A 15,945-nucleotide genomic window follows, 5' to 3' on the forward strand; every position below is an offset into this window, starting at 1 on the left:
AGGTCACGGGAAAACTCGAGGAGACGGACGCGAACGCGACATATTTGCCGGCAACGCCGCCGCCGGCAGCCGTACCGTTCATGGCCTACCTAACTCGTTGATAAAAGGTCAACATATACGCGCCGTTACAGGATGGGCGCAGGTCCATGACCACCGTGCGGGGCATGGATAGCGCTTCAGGGACTGGACGGCAGGCGGGAGCAACGTCGATCAAGGCGTTTCAGCTTTGATGCGACGCTGAATGTCCATGGCTTCGGGCGCTTGCCCTTCAAATACCCTGCCAAGGTCCCCGCCGACTTTGGCGAATGCCCGCGCATGGGCATCGATTTCATCCTGCAAGAACCGCGCGATTCCCATCAGCCCTTCCTTTCCATAGATGGCGATCAGATCGCCCCGGAACACCTCCGCGATCGACGCACGGCCTTGAAGAAGGGCAGGCAATCTGGCTATCTTGACTTTTTCATTGTCGAACCAGCTGGAGTACTTGTTACCGTTGAGGGTGGCAGTTACCGTCGGCCCCACCGACGGGTCAACGGACTTCAACTCAACCCGGTTCGCACCTTTATCCATCAAGCCGAACCATAGATTGGCTTCCGCCTTGATAGGGGCCACCCATATCTGCGAAACCGCAGCAGGTCCGAACCGCAAGCCACTCGAGGCCGAAATTGGATGCTCTTTCAGTTCTTGAGGCAAGCCATAGACATTCAGGCTACTTTGTACGACCAATCGGCCCTTGTTCGAATCGACTGCGGTGTTCGCAGCAAGCGCGCGAACCGTCAGGTTGGCGGACCCGATCATGAATGAAAGCTTCTGCACGGTGCCTAGTTCGGAGGGACCGAACATAACCGTTGCCGAGATGGCTGCCACATTGGCAATCGTGCCCCGGACACCGGCGCCCCTCCGTTTCGTCTTCTCCAGGGATTGCATGATGAAGTTCAGCTTGTTGGTATCGACATACTTGCCCAAATTCTGGAGATTGAATTTTCCGGCTCGCACGTCCTCCGCTAACTCTTTCACCTTGAATACTTTCGATCCACCCCCAACGGAAGCATTGATGACCAGGAAAAAATGCCCGTCAGGCTCATTGGTTCCCGGCTTGAGCGTGGCTATGGTTACCGTTTGCTGCGCGCCGAGCACATTGGATTCGCCGAATTCATTGGCCAATTGGCTGGCTTGGAGCTTGCGGCCATTCACCGTGAATTCGTCCGGAAAAACGCCGACCTCGCCGAGGAAAGCTTTGACACCCATGTACTCGAGCCCGGCAATGGTGCCGACAGTCGCCGTCTTCTCGATCACGTCGCCCATGACCTTGGTCCAGTCGGAGGCTTTGGGTTTGGCAGCGGGCGCGGCGTCGTCCGGTGGCGTCATGCCTGTTGGTGAGATAGGGGGCTTGCCGCCGGTGCCGCCAATTCCGCCGGACTGATCCACTTGCATAGTGAGTTGCGAAGTCGCTTTCGGCCCGGTTTGCGAGGACACCGGATTGCTTCCGGATTTCGGTGTGACTACAAGATTCTCTGGTGACTGAGGCATTACGGCGCGCGCGGTCGCCAGATCAAAATTCGCAGGCAGGGCGCCACGGTAGTTTGTCTGGAACCGGGCATCCACGCCGGCGAGGTCGGCCAACACGTTGCTGGCCATATTACGCTCCCCTTGATCGAGGCTGCCGTCCTTGAACGAGCGCGCCAGTTCGCCAAGCTCTTGCTTGTAGTGCGCCCGCAGGGCGTCGGTTTGTGCAGAAGCGGGAGGATAGGCTTGCTCAAGCCGGCGCAGGGTGTCTTCGAAATCATTCGGCTTGACTTGAAACGTCAGCCGCTGCTTGTCGGATGCTGTGGCCCAAGCCAGCACTTTTACGCGCATGGCGCTGTAGGTGGCGGCAAGTTCGCTCCTCAGGGTCTTGATGACGACCTTCGCCTGATCGACTAGATCATTCCTCTGCTTGACTTGGTCCGCCGTCATGGTTTTATCGGCAGCCATGGCTTTCTGAAAGTCCTGCAGGCGCGTCATCAGGTCAGTCAATCTTGAGTAACTCCGTTCATACGGTGGGCTGGCCACAATGATTGCTTGCTGCAGTTCTTCTTCCGCTGCTGCTAGCCTTTCATAGGCAGCGAAGCGGTTGTCCGATTCCCTGATCTGATGTTCAAGCGAGGCAATTTTTCTGTCTATTCCCGAGAACAAGCCCTCTCCTCTGGGCAGCGCGATTTCCGGGAAAGACGTGGCGGAAGACACTGTTCCGGCAAGCAGACTTTCGGGAACCGGGAGTGTTTCGGCCTCGGGCGTTTCAGCAGCAGATTTATCGGCAGAACTCTGACGCTCCCGATCGCCCGTTGTCGCGGTCTGGTTCCTCCGCGCACGGGTCTCCTGCTTGAGCAAGCCATCGATCACCGCAGCAGCTTCATTGAACAAGTGCGGTATCTGCAATCCGCCCAGCAGGCGGGCCATCGCCACGTAAGCCCCTTCGCGGTCCGTGGCTGCGAGGGAAGCCTTGAGGCGGTCCAGCGCGGCCTGCTTCTCGGCAAAGGAAACATCGCCTTTGGCTTTTGCCGGCTCGCTGATCATGCTAGCGAGCGCAGCGACCAGGGTGGAATTGGATTTCCTGGAGAGCGCCTGGCGTAGCGTCATGGTGCGCATTGCCTGACTCTCGTCATTGGTGGTTTCTGCGAACACGCCTTCAATGATCAGCCCGAACACCGTTCTGCTCAGCCCGCCCTTGAGCGCATTGGCAATCGGTTGCATCTTCGCGCCTATCCCCTCCAGAAAGAGAAGCCAACCAGGCTGGTTGCGTAATGCCGAGCCACCCAAGCTTTTAAGAATTTCTTCCCCGACAGCCGGCGACAGGTTATTTGCTAGAGCTGCCCCGCGCAGCGCCTCATGCAGCTCCGCATTTGAAAGCGCACCGACGCCGACCGTTGGCAGTGAACGTGCAAGGGACGGCGAGGCGCCTGCGACCGATCCATCCGTAAAGCTTACGAGGCTTTTTTCAATTCCTGACGTCATTTTTGGCTCCCTTATAGCTAAGCAGCTGGATCAACCACGGATCAAGTCCAACTTGAGTTTCCCCTTCCCCGACAACGCTGGGTCACTAATCGGACGATAAAGTCCCGATGGTGAATGGCTGATGTGCAAATCGTGACGCCATCTGCCAAGCCATGAGAGAGCTCAACCCGGCGCAGTTCGAATTCATATTTTTAGTTGAGTAAAGTCGAACCTGCGCCATTCCAATTTGCAAAGTCCATGCCATTTGCAAATCCGCATGATTTTGATTCGCTTGAATGCGCCCGCTGGAGCGGGATGGTGGCTGGTAGGGCCTGCCGCCGCTGGAGGAAAATATTGTTTGGCCTAGGCCGCGACTACGATCAGGATGGAAAACATCTGGACAAGGCCGTTTCAAGGCTCGCTTCAAGGGGAGACTCAAACCACTGGACTAAATTTGTACTCGTATCTTCGATATAGCTCGTGCGGAACAAATGATTTTTGGCCCCAAAGATTTTTCCCCGTGCGATAGGACGAACGCCAATCCAGTGGTATCGGACAATTAACACAGTGCTGTGGAAACACAGTAATTTAATTCGCTTAAGAATGACTCAACCATACGTTTCCCATGGTCCTGTGAGCCGTACTGTGCAAGCAGCTTAGTACGGCTCATTATCCACGTCTTCCCTGCACTTGAGCGCAACCCGCTGTATGGCAAACCCATATTGCGTCACACCCGGCGAAAGGAATCGGGCTTTCCGGTAGTAGGTGCGGGCAAAGCGATATTGCCCGCTCCGCTCATAGGCCATCCCCAATCGGGCATAGCCTCGTGCATCCCGGGGCGCGAGGAGGATGGCAAACCGGTAATTGAATTTTGCTTCCGGAAGTCTGCCTTCGGAGAAGCAGAGATCGCCAAGTCCCAGGTAATGAAGCGCATTGCCGGGATCACGTTCGGCCGCGCACAATAGAATCTGTCTGGCCAGGTCGCGATCGTGGTAACTCGCCAGCGTCGGCATGTCGTCCCGTGTGCTCGATGTCGTCTGACGAAGCGCTGCCCGTTTCGGATGCATGATTGCCACCTTTCCTGTCGCGGTTTGGTTTGCTTTGCGGACCGGTCTTCAAGCGGATTGGCCATGGACCGGTATTGCGCTCATTGCTAAGAAGCGCTGCTGCTCATTCTGCTTTTCCGGAATGTGAAGCGCCGTCAAGCCAACGTAAATTAATGCAAAGCTAGTATTGCGCCATGTCGCCCTTCCTGACGAGGCAGTCAGCGTGACTGTTTCAGGTGGATATGCGCGCAATCGAGCCGGGTTCCGCTAAGCCTGTTTTTTCGCTGCCGACACTTGTGGGTTTGCGGAGAGCTATCCGCACCGAAGCGCCATCATGGACATTGCTTCCTTTTCCCGCAGGTAGAATTGGAGCGCTCCTGCTTTTGCAGCGGTTTTTTCCATACGCGCCCTCTACTGCGATGCCAAACCTCCTCATCCGCCCCGCCACCCTTGCCGACGCCGCCGCCTTCGCGGCGATCTACAACCCCTATGTCGCCACCACCACCATCAGCTTCGAGGAAATCGAAGTCGCGGCCGACGACATGGCGCGTCGCATCGAGCACACGCTCGAAGCCGGCCTCCCCTGGCTGGTGGTGGAGACCTCTGGCGAGGTGATGGGCTATGCCTATGCCAGCAAATGGAAGGAGCGCTCCGCCTATCGCCATTCGGTGGAAAGCAGCATCTACCTGCGCGAAGACGCAGCAGGCAAGGGACTGGCGCGGCCGCTGTACGAGGCGCTGCTGTCGCGCCTGCGGGCGCAGGGGGTTCACGCCGTGATGGGCGGCATCACGCAACCGAACGAAGCCAGCGTGCGCTTCCACGAGCGCTTCGGCTTCCGGCAGGTCGCCCTTTTCCCTGAAGTCGGCTACAAGTTCGGCCGCTGGATCGATGTCGGCTACTGGCAGCTGCTGCTGAATCGATAGCGCGCTATCGGCTTCCCAATACCGAATACTGCTGCGCGTTCTGCGCCAGCCAGTCGGCCGACAACCGGCTTTCATGCTGGCTTGGGTGGAAATCGCGGCGCTTGTACTCGCGCCAGCGGCCATAGCTGAAGCGCAGCAGGCCGCGCTTGCCCAGCAGGAAACCGGCGGCGCTGGTCCAGGTCTTGGCCTTCCACAGGCTGCCATCCCGCTTCAGGTTGAGCACCGTCTGGCGCAGCGCGTCGCCGAGGAAGACGATGGTGATGCGCCGCATCCAGGTAAGGCGCCATTGATGGTTGCCGCCCAGGGCCTGGTACAAGTCGAAGGCGGTCGACTTGTGCTCCGACTCTTCGGCGCTGTGCCACAGCCACATGGTCTGCAGGCGCGGTTCGCTGCCGGCGAGCCATTCCGGGTGGCTCAGCAGCCATTCGGCGAAGATGGCGGTGAAATGCTCGTTCGCCGCGGTGATCGCCAGCCAGTGCCGCACGTCCTCGCCGTCGAGCAGCTTCTGCGCCTTCAGCGCGCGGCCTTCCCAGGCGTTGACGAGACCCTGCTTTTCCAGCTGCGCGTTGAACAGCGCATGGATGCGGCGATGGGTCGCTTCCTGGCCAATGAAGCCCTGCACCTCCTTCGCGAAGCGCTCCTGCTGATCCGGCGGCAGTTCCTTGAGGCCGTTGCGCACCGAGTCGATGAAGAACTGCTCGCCGACCGGGAAGCTCATCGACAGCGCATTGAAGAAGGCGCTGCGAAACGCATCCCCGCCGCACCAGTGGCGCGCGAACGGCGCTTCGAGGTTGATCAGCAGGCGTCTTACCACCAGGTCAGTCATTGCAGTTTTCCTTGTTGCCTTGGTTGTTCGATTCATTGGCCTCGCCGTAAGGGGGGCTCATTCCTTGACCCTGTGCTTCAGCAGCCTCCAGTAATGCACGGGCGAGAGTCGCTCCAGCAGCGACACGATCTTCGCATCGGTCCCGACCACCACCCGCGCCCGATCCTGCTCGATCGCGCCGACGATGATCTCGCCGGCCTTCTCCGGCGGCATGCGCAGCAGCTTTTCGGTGAGCGCCTTGCGCCGCCGGACTTCTTCCTCCGGTACGCCGGCCGGCGCGCGGGCGCTGCGGGCAATGGCAGTGGCGACTCCGCCGGGATGCACCACCGTGACGCCGATGCGGCTGCCCTCCAGCTCATGGCGCAGCGCGTTGGAAAAGCCGCGCACCGCGAATTTGCTCGCCGAATAGGCGGCCTGCCCCGGCGGCGAGATCAACCCGTACAGGCTGGAGAGGTTCACGATGCGCGCTTCGTCCGCCTGATGCAGATGCGGCAGGAAGGCGCGCGTCATGCGCACTACGCCGTGGAAATTGATGTTCATGAGCCAGTCGAAGTCTTCCTCGCTCACCTGCTCGAAGGTGCCGCCGAGCGCGACGCCGGCATTGTTGATCAGCAGGTGCGCCGCGCCGTGCCGCGCCAGCACTTCTTGCGGGAAGGCCCGCACCGCTTCGCGGTCGGCGACGTCGAGGCGATGGCAGCTGGTGCGCACGCCCGAACCGGCGGCCAGTTGCGCCGTTTCGCGCAGTCCGGCCTCGCTGATGTCGGCCAGCGCGAGGTGGCAGCCCCGCCGCGCCAGCGACAGCGCGATGGCGCGGCCGATGCCGCTGCCGGCGCCGGTGATCACCGCCACCCTGTCCTTCAATCTCATGGCAAGGCCCCCTTCGGTCCGAAACGCATCACGCCATCATCGATGCGTCCGAAGCGGATCACCGACATGTCCCGGAAATAGTTCTGGTGCACCTGCCACGGCGCGCGCGATCCCTGCTTGGGCAGGATGTCCTTGGCGCGCTGCACGTAGCCGGAGGTGAAATCGAGGAAGGGGCGCGGTTGCACATCCGCCTCGCGGCGCGGCACGGCGATCGCCTCGCCGTGGCGGTCCATGTGGCGCAGCAGACGGCAGACATAGGCGGCGGTGAGGTCGGCCTTCAGGGTCCAGGAGGCATTGGTGTAGCCGAAGGCCATGGCGAAGTTCGGCACGTCGGCCAGCATCATGCCCTTGTAGGTCAGGGCTTCGCTCGGCTGCACAGGCTTGCCGTCCACCATGAGCGTCATCCCGCCCAACATTTGCAGCTTGAGGCCGGTGGCGACGACGATCACATCCGCCGGCAGTTCCCGACCCGACGACAAGCGGATGCCGCCGGCGGTGAAGCGCTCGATGGTGTCGGTGACCACCGAGGCGCGTCCGGCGCGGATGGCGCGGAACAGGTCGCCGTCCGGCACCACGCACATGCGCTGGTCCCAGGGCTTGTAGCTCGGCGTGAAATGGGTGGCGACGTCGAAGCCGGCGCCGAGCTCCTGCGCCGCCATCTGCACGATGCGCCGCTTCACCGGTTCCGGGCGCCGCCGCGCCAGGCGGTAGAAAAACATGCCGACCAGCACGTTCTTCCAGCGCGTCAGGCCATAGGCGATCCGCGCCGGCAGGCGCCTGCGCAGCCAGAGCGCAATCGAATCCCGTGCGGGCCGGGAAACGACGTAAGTGGGCGAGCGCTGCAGCATGGTGACGTGGGCGGCAGTCTCCGCCATGGCGGGCACCAGCGTCACGGCGGTGGCGCCGCTGCCGATGACGGCCACCCGCTTGCCGGCATGGTCCAGGTCTTTCGGCCAGAACTGCGGCAGTACGACTTCGCCGCGGAAATCCTGCTCGCCGGTGAATTCGGGCCGGTAGGCTTCGTCGTAGCTGTAGTATCCGCTGCAGGCGTAGAGAAAGCGGGTGCGCAGCGTGCTGCGCGCGCCGCCGGCGCTGTCGGCCACTTCCACCGTCCAGCAGGCCTCGTCGCTCGACCAGGCGGCGGCGACCGCCTTCCTGCCGAAGCGGATGTGACGCGTGATGCCGGCTTCCTCGGCCGTTTCGCGCACGTATTTCAGGATGGATGGCCCGTCGGCGATCGCCTTGGCATCGGTCCAGGGCTTGAATGCATAGCCCAGCGTGTACATGTCGGAGTCGGAGCGGATGCCGGGATAGCGGAACAAGTCCCAGGTGCCGCCGATGGCATCGCGCGCTTCCAGGATGGCGTAGCGCTTGCCCTGACAGTGCCGCTGCAGATGGCGGGCGGCGCCGATGCCGGACAGGCCGGCGCCGATGATCAGCACGTCCAGCAACTCCTGTTCCACAGCGATCCGTTCAGATGACATAGCGACACACGAGGGAGGTAATGATCTGACACTGTAGCTTGTCACATAAGTTATGACAAGGATTCATGTCAGAATAGAAGGATGCCTCCAAAAACCGCATCCGCCCGCGCCTACCGCGGCCTGTCGCAGGAAGAGCGCCGCGCCGACCGGCGCCGGCGCCTGATCACCGCGGCCGTCGAGCTGTATGGCGAACGGGGTTACCGCCAGTCGTCGGTCAAGGCGGTGTGCGAAGCGGCCGGGCTGACGGAACGCTACTTCTATGAATCCTTCGGCAACAGCGAGGAACTGCTGATCGCCTGCTATCAGGCGGTGACGCATGGTGTGTTTCGCGAAATCAGCCAGGCGGCCGAGAACGACGGCGAGCCGCAGGCGCGCGCACGCGCCATGCTGCACGCTTATTTCTCGGCGCTGAGGCGGGAACCGCGCTCGGCCCAAGTCTTTCTGGTGGAGATCCGCGGCGCCGGACAGGCGGTGGACGCTGCCTTCAATGCCGCATTGCGCGGCATCGCGCAGGAAGTGATGCGCATTCTCGGCGCCGCGCCGGGACCGGCGCAGGAATTGCTGGCGCTGGGCATCGTCGGCGGCATCAGCCAGATCGCGCTGCACTGGATCCAGCAGGACTATGCGCCGCCCATCGAGAAGGTAGTCGAAGCGGCGATGAAGCTGGGCGGCGCGCTGCTGGCCGATACCTGAACGCCGGGCCAGGCCTGCCGCAAGGCATCGAACTTTTCCCGCCATGGCAAATCAACCAGTTTTTGGATGGGAGAGTTCATGGACCTCGCACTGAGCGGCATGAATGTCGCGATCTTCGTCACCAACGGTGTCGAGCAGCAGGCATTGGCCGAGTGCCGCAAGGCCCTCGAAGTCGAGGGCGCCCTGCCGCGGCTGATCTCCGACAAGCCCGAAAGCGTCGCCAGCATGGACCAGGGGAAGCCTGGCAGCGACATCGCGACCGACCTGCTGCTGAACAAGGCCGATGCCAAGGCCTTCGACGCGCTGCTGCTGCTGGGCGGCGACGTGAATGGAATCACGCAGGCGGACCGGGAGGAAGCCGCGCGCTTCGTTCAGAATTTCTCGCAGGATGGCAAGACGATAGGCGCCGTCGGCGAGGCAGCGCAGCTGGCGTCCGGCGGCAATCTGGTCAGCGGAGAAGCGGGCGACATCGATGCCTTCATGCGGCGATTCATCGAGGCGGTTTCCGCCCGCATGCAGGAGAACCTGCGCGGAAAGCCGGATGAAAACGCCGTCGGCATCGCCAGCAGCTAGCATTTGGTGATCGGCCCCGGGCCTGGCAAACCGTGCCGGGCCTGCGCCGCGGCCGCCATCAATTCAGTTGGCGGCGGTCGCCGCTGCGCCTGCCAGAACCCGGCTGCTCCATCGCGCTTTCGCTCCCGACCCGTCCGCGCCGGTCCTCCCGCCGCCGCCGGTCTTGCGTGACCATGGCGATGCCGGACATCTCGCCCTCGGCGTAGGGGACGAGTTCCGTCCTTATCCAGCGTCCGCCCGGATACAGCTCGGCGAGCAATTCCCTCGCCGGCAGGAACAGGGTCAGGTCCCGGTGCAGTTGGCGCATCGCCTTCCAGCGCGCGATCAGCATGATCTTCACGTCCGCCACCGCCTTGGCCGGCGTGACGTTCTTGGCGCACAGCATCGGCTCCGATGGAATGATGGCCAGATACTGTCCGGACATATCCCTTGTAAGATAGACATCGATTTGCATGGCCTGCGCTGTCTCCCCATGTCATGGTTGATCGACCTCGATCCGCCATCGGGGTTTCCAGCGTGACGTAAAAACCCGGTTCATTTGCGACGCGATGCAACATGCAAGGCGCCATGGAAACCAGGCGACAAGATGCCCGCAGCCATGCCGTTATCAGGACGAAAACTTCGCCGGATGCCGCTCGTCGGGATTTGCCGGCCGGGCATTTCCAAGATTCACCATGCAGGCGATAATGGGCGGCAACACAATTCCCCCGCCCCAGCATGCACTCCCTTCCCGACATCGAAGCCGCCTGTTTCAAGGCTCTGGAAAGCCGCTACCCGAGGCTGCATCTCATGCTGCGCTCTTCGGTAGATCCGGCGGCGGTCGCCGAAATGGCTTGCCTCATCCGTCTGATGCTGGCGCACCTGGAAGGCGTGAGCGACATGTCGAATGACCAGATGATCGCTTATGTGAGGCAAGCCCTGCAGCTCGGCAGCCGCGACGAGGCGCCGGCGCTGTTGCCAAAGCCGAGCCGCAAGTACGCTGCCTGAGGCGTGGCAGGCCGCGCAGCGCGGCCACGCTTCACCACTTCGCTCCCGCTTTTCAGAAAGGAATGGCGACGACGGCGATGACCGTCGCCAGCACCAGCAGCAGGAGAGAAGTCAGGATGAAAATGTCCGCGCGTTCCATGTTTCCGATAACCCTGTCAATGAAAGTAGCGAGCTCGTCGACCGACGCGGCCGGATGACGGCCGGTGCCGACGCCGGCGCCCGAACTTCCATATTATTTCCTGCTCTTCGCGTTCGCCATACCCGGTTTGGGGGATGGGCCGCAGCCTCCGGAACCCGGGTTCACCGCAGCGATCACAGTGTCATGCGCAGGGATGGCCCAGGCTTTTCCGCCCGCCGGCAGCGATGCTGCCGTTCCACCGGCGAGTCCGCCGTGAACGCTACCAGGCCGGGCTTCTTCCCTGCCCCCTGAACCCGTCATGATCACGCCCGCGCCGCAATCCGGAGAAAGTGCAGCCCCGCGGACGATGAACCATGGCTGCCAACGAAAGGAGTGCCGCATGCCCGCAGGAACCAATACCAAGCGTGAACGCGAATTCGAGGAGCTCAAGCAGCAGTTCAGGCAGAGCCACCGCTATCCCGGCCGGGAAGAAGAAGTGGCTGCCCGCATCGTCAACAAGCAGCGCGCGAAGTTCGGCGAAACAAGGCAGGCCCGCCAGCAGGACCGGCAAGGCCATTCTCCCGACAGGAAGCTGCCGCTGCCGGACTATGACGGACTGACCATCCCGCAGATCGCCAGCCGGCTGGAGGGTCTTTCGGCTGGCGAGATTCGCAAGATCCGCGCCTATGAAATCCGGCACAAGAACCGCAAGGGGCTGCTGTCCATGCTGGAGCGGCGCTTGAAGGCGTGATCAGCCGCTGCGCCGTCCGGCACGGACCGGGCCAATCGCCTGCCTGCCGCGCTACAGCAGCTTGTCGAGGGTGATCGGCAAGTCCCGCACCCGCCGCCCGGTGGCGTGGCGGATGGCATTCGCGATCGCCGCGCCGACGCCGGTGATGCCGATTTCACCGATGCCCTTGGCGCCGAGCGGGTTGACGTGCGGATCGTCTTCGTCGACCACGCTGACATCGATGCTGCCGATGTCGGCATTTACCGGCACATGGTATTCGGCAAGATTGCCGTTGACCGCGCGGCCGTTGCGCCCGTCCATCACCGCTTCCTCGAACAGCGCCAGGCTGATGCCCCAGACGATGCCGCCCATCAGCTGGCTATAGCCGGTCTTGCGGTTCATCAGCCTGCCGACACCGTACACGCCCACCACGCGCGGCACGCGGATCTCGCCCAGCGCCTCGTCCACGCTGACTTCCACGAACACCGCGCCGAAGGCATGCATGGAGTACTTCTGCTTCTCCCCGCCGGGCGCCGCGTCGGCGCTGGCCTGCACCGGGTGCCCGCCGTGGCGCTGGACGATTTCACCCATGGCCTCGCGCCGGGCCGGATCGGCGCGCAGGAACAGCCAGCCATCCTCGGCATCGATCTGGTCGGCGCTGGCGCCGAACAGCGGCGAGGATTCATCGGCCAGGGCGATGCCGATCAGCTTCAGGCGCAGCGCCTCTGACGCCGCATGCACCGCTGGGCCGACGCTGGCCACGGTGGTGGAGCCGCCGGACACCGGCGCGGCCGGGAAGCTGCTGTCGCCGAGCTGGAACCGGATGCGTTCCGGCGGCAAGCCGAGCGCATCGGCGGCGACCTGGGTCATGACGGTGTAGGTGCCGGTGCCGAGGTCTTGCGACGCGGTACGCACCACCGCCGTGCCGTCCGGCAGCATGCGCGCCATGGCGGAGGCAGCGGAGCGGTTGGTGGGATAGGTGGCGGTGGCCATGCCCCAGCCGATCAGCTTGCCGTCGCGCTGCATGGAGCGCGGACGCGGATCGCGGCGCGACCAGCCGAAGCGTTCGGCGCCGATCTCGTAGCACTGGCGCAGCGACTTGCTCGACCATGGCAGCTGCTTGCCGGGATCCTGCTCGGCGTAGTTCTGCAGCCGAAATTGCAGCGGATCCATGCCCAGCTTCTCGGCCAGCTCATCCATCGCCGCCTCCAGCGCGAAGGTGCCGGTGGCTTCGCCCGGCGCCCGCATGAAGGTCGGCGTGCCGAGGTTCATGCGGGCCAGGCGATGGGTGGTTTCCTGGTTGGCGCATTGATACAGCATGCGGGTCGCCAGGCCGCAGGGCTCGATCCAGTCTTCGATCACCGAGGTATAGGCGATGGTGTCGTGGCTGGAGGCGCTGAGACGCCCGTCCGACAGCGCGCCCAGGCGCAGGCGCTGCTCGGTGATCGGCCGCGTACCGACCGGGCCGAACATCTGGTTCCGGTCCAGCACCAGCTTCACCGGCCGGCCCGCCAGTTTCGCCGCCATTGCCGCCAGCACCACATGCGACCAGACCGAGCCCTTGCAGCCGAAGCCGCCGCCGGTATAGGGGCAGATCACGCAGACGTTTTCCGGGCCGATGCCTAGCGTGTCGGCGACGATGTTTCGCACGCCCATGATGTACTGGGTGGAATCATGCAGGGTCAGCCGCTCGCCTTCCCAGGACGCGATGGTGGCATGCGGCTCCATCGGGTTGTGGTTGGCGTAGGGCGTGGTGTAGTACGCGTCGATGCTCGCGCTGGCCGACAGCAGGCCGGCCTGCAGGTCGCCGCGCCGGGTGTCTGTGCTTTCCGACAGCACCTTGTCCGGCGGATGCAGCTTTTCCTTGGCCTGCTCGAAATCGAGCAGCGCCGGCGCGGTCTCGTAGTCGATCGCCAGCCGCGCCGCCGCTTCGCGCGCATGCTCCAGCGTGTCGGCCACAACCACCGCCACCGGCTCGTTGTTGTAGTGCACCGCATCGTATTGCAGCAGGCTCAGCACCCGGCCGATCGGCGGCTGCAGCTTGCCGGATTTGGTTCGGTCCGGCAGGCGCGGCGCGTTTTCATGCGTCATCACCAGCAGCACGCCCGGCACCTGGCGCGCCGCGTCGTCATCGATCCGACTGACGCGGCCGCTGGGGATGTTGCTGGTGACGAGCACCGCGTGCGCCAGGTCGGGCAGCGCATGGTCGGCGGCATAGGCTGCACTGCCCGTCACCTTGGCGATGCCGTCGGTGCGGTTGATGGGTTGGCCGATGATGCTCATGCGCTGGCTCCGGCAAGGCGCAGCGTGCGCACGATGGCGCGCTGCGCGAGTTCGATCTTGAAGGCATTGTGGCGGAAGCCTTGGGCCCCCTCCAGCGCGCGCTGCGCCGCCTGGCGCAGGACGTCATCGGTGGGCGCCTGGCCGCGCAGCTCGGCTTCGGCGCTCGCGGCGCGCCACGGCTTGTGGGCCACGCCGCCGAGCGCGATGCGCGCCTCCCGCACCTTGCCATCCTGCAGGTCGAGCGCAGCGGCGACCGAGACCAGCGCGAAGGCATAGCTGGCCCGGTCACGCACCTTCAGGTAGTGCGAATGGGCCGCGAAGGGCGAAGGCGGCAGGTCGATGGCGACGATCAGCTCGCCGGGCGCGAGCGTGGTGTCCTGCTGCGGCGCGTCGCCCGGAAGCCGATGGAAATCCGTGATGCCGATGGCGCGCTCGCCGGACTCGCTCCGGACCTGGATCACCGCATCCAGCGCGCACAGCGCCACCGCCATGTCGGAGGGATGCACCGCGATGCACGTCTCGCTCGCGCCGAGGATCGCGTGGATGCGGTTGTAGCCGTCGCGCGCGGCGCAGCCGGCGCCGGGGGTGCGCTTATTGCACGGCCCCAGCGCCGGGTCGGTGAAGTAGTAGCAGCGGGTGCGCTGCAGCAGGTTGCCGCCGACGGTCGCCATATTGCGCAGCTGCGTGGATGCCCCCGCCAGCAGCGCCTCGGCCAGCAGCGGATAGCGCTCCCGCACCAGCGGATGATTGGCGGCGGCGGTGTTGCTGGCCATGGCGCCGATGCGCAGGCCGCCGTCCGGCAGGACATCGATCCCGGCCAGCGGCAGGCGGCTCACGTCCACCAGCCGCAGCGGCCGCTCGATGCCGCTCTTGTAGAGGTCGAGCAGGTTGGTGCCGCCGCCGATGTACTTCGCGCCCGGCTGCGCGCCGAGGCGCAGGGCCTGCGCAATGTCGGCCGCACGGTCGTAGTGGAAGGCATGCATGTTGGCCTCCGTCAGCGGCTGGCGCCGGCCGCCATGCGGATGGCGGCTACGATGTTGGGATAGGCGCCGCAGCGGCAGATATTGCCGCTCATGCGCTCGCGGATTTCCTCGTCGGACAAGCTGGCCGCATCGGCGGCCTTGCGCGGATCGATCGCGCTGGCCTGTCCTGCCTTCACCTCTTCCAGCAGGGCCACTGCCGAGCAGATCTGTCCCGGCGTGCAATAGCCGCACTGCAAGCCGTCGCAGTCGAGGAAGGCTTGCTGCATGGGATGCAGGCCATGGTCATTGGCCAGGCCTTCGATCGTCGTGATCTCGCGCCCTTCCTGCATGATGGCCAGCGTCAGGCAGGCATTGATGCGCTGGCCGTCCACCAGCACGGTGCAGGCGCCGCATTGGCCGCGGTCGCATCCCTTCTTGGTGCCGGACAGGCGGACCACCTCGCGCAAGGCATCCAGCAGCGTGACGCGCGGCTCCAGCATGAATGAGTAGGTCTTGCCGTTGATGCGCAGGCTGACCGGCTGCGGCGGCACCTCCTGCATGGGCAAGTCGCCGCCGGTCCGCGACGGGCTGGCTGCATCCGGCTGCTGTTCTGCCATGGAGATTCTCCTGTCCAAGACGACGTGCCGGATCGATGGGCACGACGACGGGCCGGCGAATCACCGTCGGCCCTTCAACCCGGTAATGACCCGATTCATCCCTGCGCAATGCAGGTCCGAACCGGATCGCCTCAATGCAGTTCGTGCTTCAGCGTGGAAATCATGTCGTGCGCCTGCGTCACGGCCTGCTGCACCCGCTGGTCCAGCACCCGGGCCTCGTTGCAGTAGCGCTTGGCGCGGTCGCCAATTTCTTCCAGACGGTCGACGCAATCGAGAAAGCGGTCTTCCGCGCTTTCCGTCTGCGCCATCTGCTTGGCGCTGTCCGATTCCCGTTCAAGCTCATCGATGGTGCGGCGTAATTCGTCCGGCACGTTCTGCCCGGTCTGGCAGGCGCGCGCCGCATCATCGATCACCGTCTCTATCTTCACCAGGCGTTCCCTGATCTGTCCTACCGGCATCATGGCTGTCTCCTTGGCGATGAAGAAAACCGGTTTGTAATCGCGCCGGCGAGATAGTTCCAACACGTCCCCCGCAAAAGCGGTCAGCCGCTCGCTTGCGCCGGCACGCTGCTCCCCATTGCGCGCCAGGGTTCGCTGCGTCGGTCCGGCGGTGGAACGGTCGCCACTGGCATCGGCACCGGTTGCAGACAGGCGGAAAGTCGGCGCCGATTGATTTGGGTTGAACAGCCTTTGCTTGGTCTCCAAGCGAACTGCGGCAAGCGCTCCAAGATGAACATGGTGGGCCGACAATGCAGCAGCCACGTGGAAGCAATACCATGGACCGACGCACACTTTTGGCAGGGGTGCCGCTGTTATTGCTGCACGCTTCGTCTTAACGAGCGGCACTTCGCATGCCCAGCAGAT

Annotated in this window: 15 protein-coding genes; 5 read left to right on the forward strand and 10 right to left on the reverse strand. The window is 63.7% G+C overall.

Annotation, left to right across the window (positions count from 1 at the left end; genetic code table 11):
- Positions 1 to 210: 210 nt before the first annotated feature.
- Positions 211 to 2,994 carry a hypothetical protein gene (locus CHB88_RS14025; RefSeq protein WP_089399963.1) on the reverse strand — a complete coding sequence of 928 codons (2,784 nt, stop codon included), beginning with the start codon at positions 2,992 to 2,994 and terminating at the stop codon, positions 211 to 213.
- Between the two features lie 635 nt (positions 2,995 to 3,629).
- Positions 3,630 to 4,040: a tetratricopeptide repeat protein gene (locus CHB88_RS14030; protein WP_089399964.1), complete on the reverse strand. Its 411-nt coding sequence runs from the start codon at positions 4,038 to 4,040 to the stop codon at positions 3,630 to 3,632.
- A gap of 398 nt (positions 4,041 to 4,438) precedes the next feature.
- Between CHB88_RS14030 and CHB88_RS14035 the strand changes: the two genes are divergently transcribed.
- The gene (locus CHB88_RS14035; RefSeq protein WP_089399965.1) at positions 4,439 to 4,942 is read left to right on the forward strand and encodes an arsinothricin resistance N-acetyltransferase ArsN1 family B; all 504 of its coding nucleotides are present in this window, start codon (positions 4,439 to 4,441) and stop codon (positions 4,940 to 4,942) included.
- A 4-nt stretch (positions 4,943 to 4,946) separates the two neighbouring features.
- Here CHB88_RS14035 and CHB88_RS14040 read toward each other — a convergent pair whose 3' ends face one another.
- The 3 genes from CHB88_RS14040 to CHB88_RS14050 are packed head-to-tail and all read right to left on the reverse strand — an operon-like array spanning position 4,947 to position 8,119.
- Positions 4,947 to 5,768, reverse strand: coding sequence for a metal-dependent hydrolase (locus CHB88_RS14040; RefSeq protein ID WP_089399966.1), 822 nt, complete (start codon positions 5,766 to 5,768; stop codon positions 4,947 to 4,949).
- A 57-nt stretch (positions 5,769 to 5,825) separates the two neighbouring features.
- Positions 5,826 to 6,635 carry an SDR family NAD(P)-dependent oxidoreductase gene (locus CHB88_RS14045; RefSeq protein WP_089399967.1) on the reverse strand — a complete coding sequence of 270 codons (810 nt, stop codon included), beginning with the start codon at positions 6,633 to 6,635 and terminating at the stop codon, positions 5,826 to 5,828.
- On the reverse strand, positions 6,632 to 8,119 hold the full coding sequence (locus CHB88_RS14050; RefSeq protein WP_089399968.1) for a flavin-containing monooxygenase: 1,488 nt from the start codon (positions 8,117 to 8,119) through the stop codon (positions 6,632 to 6,634). The genes CHB88_RS14045 and CHB88_RS14050 overlap by 4 nt, the downstream gene beginning before the upstream one ends.
- 81 nt (positions 8,120 to 8,200) lie before the next feature.
- On the opposite strand from CHB88_RS14050, the gene CHB88_RS14055 reads away from it, so the two are divergent.
- Together CHB88_RS14055 and CHB88_RS14060 are read left to right on the forward strand one after the other, a co-directional pair.
- The gene (locus tag CHB88_RS14055) at positions 8,201 to 8,812 is read left to right on the forward strand and encodes a TetR/AcrR family transcriptional regulator (RefSeq protein WP_089399969.1); all 612 of its coding nucleotides are present in this window, start codon (positions 8,201 to 8,203) and stop codon (positions 8,810 to 8,812) included.
- 78 nt (positions 8,813 to 8,890) lie between these two features.
- Entirely contained in the window at positions 8,891 to 9,385 is a 495-nt protein-coding gene (locus CHB88_RS14060) for a DJ-1/PfpI family protein (RefSeq protein WP_176442477.1), read from the forward strand.
- Positions 9,386 to 9,443: 58 nt separating this feature from the next.
- On the opposite strand, the gene CHB88_RS14065 is transcribed toward CHB88_RS14060, so the two are convergent.
- A complete protein-coding gene (locus CHB88_RS14065; protein ID WP_143131275.1) occupies positions 9,444 to 9,839 on the reverse strand; it encodes a hypothetical protein in 396 nt (131 codons plus the stop codon).
- A 263-nt stretch (positions 9,840 to 10,102) separates the two neighbouring features.
- Here CHB88_RS14065 and CHB88_RS14070 point away from each other — a divergent pair, with 263 nt between their 5' ends.
- Both CHB88_RS14070 and CHB88_RS14075 read left to right on the forward strand, forming a co-directional pair.
- A complete protein-coding gene (locus tag CHB88_RS14070) occupies positions 10,103 to 10,372 on the forward strand; it encodes a hypothetical protein (protein ID WP_089399972.1) in 270 nt (89 codons plus the stop codon).
- A 518-nt stretch (positions 10,373 to 10,890) separates the two neighbouring features.
- Complete coding sequence (locus CHB88_RS14075) at positions 10,891 to 11,241, forward strand: DUF8129 domain-containing protein (protein WP_089399973.1); 351 nt, start codon at positions 10,891 to 10,893, stop codon at positions 11,239 to 11,241.
- A 51-nt stretch (positions 11,242 to 11,292) separates the two neighbouring features.
- Here CHB88_RS14075 and CHB88_RS14080 read toward each other — a convergent pair whose 3' ends face one another.
- From CHB88_RS14080 to CHB88_RS14095, 4 genes are all read right to left on the reverse strand, one after another.
- A complete protein-coding gene (locus tag CHB88_RS14080; protein WP_089399974.1) occupies positions 11,293 to 13,503 on the reverse strand; it encodes a xanthine dehydrogenase family protein molybdopterin-binding subunit in 2,211 nt (736 codons plus the stop codon).
- Positions 13,500 to 14,486, reverse strand: coding sequence for an FAD binding domain-containing protein (locus CHB88_RS14085; protein WP_089399975.1), 987 nt, complete (start codon positions 14,484 to 14,486; stop codon positions 13,500 to 13,502). Before CHB88_RS14085 ends, CHB88_RS14080 begins: the two co-directional genes overlap by 4 nt.
- Before the next feature lie 11 nt (positions 14,487 to 14,497).
- On the reverse strand, positions 14,498 to 15,082 hold the full coding sequence (locus CHB88_RS14090; RefSeq protein WP_089399976.1) for a (2Fe-2S)-binding protein: 585 nt from the start codon (positions 15,080 to 15,082) through the stop codon (positions 14,498 to 14,500).
- A gap of 131 nt (positions 15,083 to 15,213) precedes the next feature.
- Complete coding sequence (locus CHB88_RS14095) at positions 15,214 to 15,843, reverse strand: hypothetical protein (RefSeq protein ID WP_143131276.1); 630 nt, start codon at positions 15,841 to 15,843, stop codon at positions 15,214 to 15,216.
- Positions 15,844 to 15,945 lie beyond the last annotated feature (102 nt).

It is taken from the genome of Noviherbaspirillum humi (assembly GCF_900188095.1).
Classification (GTDB): Bacteria; Pseudomonadota; Gammaproteobacteria; order Burkholderiales; family Burkholderiaceae_D; genus Noviherbaspirillum; species Noviherbaspirillum humi.